Origin of the sequence: uncultured Methylobacterium sp. (assembly GCF_964251405.1) — a bacterium.
GTDB lineage: Bacteria > Pseudomonadota > Alphaproteobacteria > Rhizobiales > Beijerinckiaceae > Methylobacterium.
In genome coordinates this window covers 1-2,079 of the sequence record NZ_CAXUJR010000107.1, presented here as the reverse complement: position 1 = coordinate 2,079, position 2,079 = coordinate 1, and the positions used below count along the sequence as shown (strand labels likewise).

The following is a 2,079-nucleotide window of genomic DNA, read 5'->3' as shown; positions in this document are numbered from 1 at the left end:
CAGTCGTTCCAATGGGGTGCGTCGTATCCCGACATGGTCGAGCGCATCCTGCCGTTCATGGGCGCGGCGCGCTGCTCGCGGCACAACTACGTCTTCCTCGAAGGGGTGAAGGCGGCTCTCACCGCGGACGCCGCGTTCAATGACGGGTGGTACGACGAGCCGCCGCGCCGGGGCCTGCGCGCGGCGGCCCGCGTCTATGCCGGCTGGGGCTTCTCGCAGACGTTCTACCGCAAGGAACTCGAACTTAAGCAGCCGGTCCGGCCGTTCGGCGGACGGCCGGCGGACGTGCCGTGGAATTACTCGTCGCTCGAGGATTTCCTGGTCTACTTCTGGGAAGGTTTCTTCCTGCCCAAGGATGCGAACGATCTTCTGTCGCTGCTCTGGACCTGGCAGCACGCCGACATCTCGGGCGACCCTCGGTACGGGGGCGATTTCGGCAAGGCACTCGCGGGCATCACTGCCAAAGCCATCGTCATGCCGGCCTCCTCCGATCTGTACTTCCCGCCCGAAGACAGCGCCCACGAAGTCGAGCACATGCCGAACGCTCAACTGCGCGTGTGCCAGAGCGATTGGGGCCATTTCGCCGGCGACCCGCGCGGCACCAGCCCCGACATTGAACTCGTCGACGCCGCTCTGAGGGAGCTGCTGGCGAGCTGACGGACGAGGCCGGAGAACCGGCCGCGGAGAGGGGATTCATACCCCGTACGAGACAAGGGAGCGGAGTCGCTACAATGACCGAGACACTGATCAAGGTCGACCTCACCCAGTCGGCCTACGACAACGACATGGTCCATAACCGCTGGCACCCGGACATCCCGATGGTGGCCATGGTCAAGCCCGGTGACGACTTCATCATCGAGACCTACGACTGGACCGGCGGCTTCATCAAGAACAATGATTCTGCCGACGACGTCCGCGACATCGACCTGTCGATCGTCCACTTCCTGTCCGGCCCGATCGGGGTCGAGGGTGCCGAGCCCGGCGACCTGTTGGTGGTGGATCTCCTCGACATCGGCGCGAAGCCCGAGAGCCAGTGGGGTTTCAACGGGTTCTTCTCGAAGAACAACGGCGGGGGATTCCTCGACGAGCATTTCCCGCAGGCCCAGAAGTCGATTTGGGATTTCGAAGGCATGTTCACGAAGTCCCGACACATCCCCGGTGTTCGCTTCCCCGGCCTGATCCATCCCGGCCTGATCGGCTGCCTGCCCGATCCCAAGATGCTTGAGACCTGGAACACCCGCGAGAAGGCCCTCTTCGACACCAATCCCACCCGGGTGCCGGCGCTCGCCACCTTACCCTTCGGACCGACCGCCCATATGGGCCGCCTCAAGGGCGAGGCGAAGGACACGGCGGCGGCGACGGGCGCCCGGACGGTGCCGGGGCGCGAGCATGGCGGCAATTGCGACATCAAGGATCTGTCGCGCGGCTCGAAGATCTACTTCCCCGTCTACGTGCCGGGCGCCGGCCTCTCCATGGGCGACCTGCATTTCAGCCAGGGCGACGGCGAGATCACCTTCTGCGGTGCCATCGAGATGGCCGGCTGGGTCCACCTCAAGGTCAGCCTGATCAAGGACGGCATGTCGAAATACGGGATCAAGAACCCGATCTTCAAGCCGTCGCCGATGACGCCGAAATTCGACGACCATCTGATCTTCGAGGGCGTCTCGGTCGACGAGTATGGCAAGCAACATTACCTGGACGTGACCGTCGCCTACAGGCAGGCCTGCCTCAACGCGATCGAATACCTCAAGAAGTTCGGCTATTCGGGCGCGCAGGCCTATTCGATCCTCGGCACGGCGCCGGTCCAGGGCCATATCTCCGGCGTCGTCGACATCCCCAACGCCTGCGCAACGCTGTGGATTCCCACCGGCATCTTCGAGTTCGACATCAACCCCGGTGCCGACGGCCCGACGAAGTTCCTCGACGGTTCCGTGCAAATGCCGCTCTCGCCGGACCTGTAGCCATGCCCGTCTATGATTACGCCTGCGAGACGTGCGGACCCTTCACCGTACTTCGACCGATGGCGCAGTTCCGCGATCCGCACGACTGCCCCGATTGCGGATCGTCGTGCGGGCGCGC

2 protein-coding genes and 1 pseudogene are annotated in these 2,079 nt (G+C 64.3%); all 3 read left to right on the top strand.

What is annotated here, in order from left to right; genetic code table 11:
* Nucleotides 1–657, top strand: a pseudogene (locus tag ACFE7U_RS15640) (hypothetical protein); the annotation flags it as partial.
* A 74-nt stretch (nt 658–731) separates the two neighbouring features.
* Nucleotides 732–1,961, top strand: coding sequence for a formamidase (fmdA, locus tag ACFE7U_RS15635; protein ID WP_375410642.1), 1,230 nt, complete (start codon nt 732–734; stop codon nt 1,959–1,961).
* 2 nt (nt 1,962–1,963) lie between these two features.
* The coding region (locus tag ACFE7U_RS15630; RefSeq protein WP_375410648.1) for an FmdB family zinc ribbon protein at nt 1,964–2,079 on the top strand (116 nt) is incomplete at its 3' end.

Coding starts and splice junctions, on each gene's coding strand:
- fmdA (WP_375410642.1), top strand. CDS start 732: ATGACCGAGACACTGATCAAGGTCGACCTCACCCAGTCGGCCTACGAC.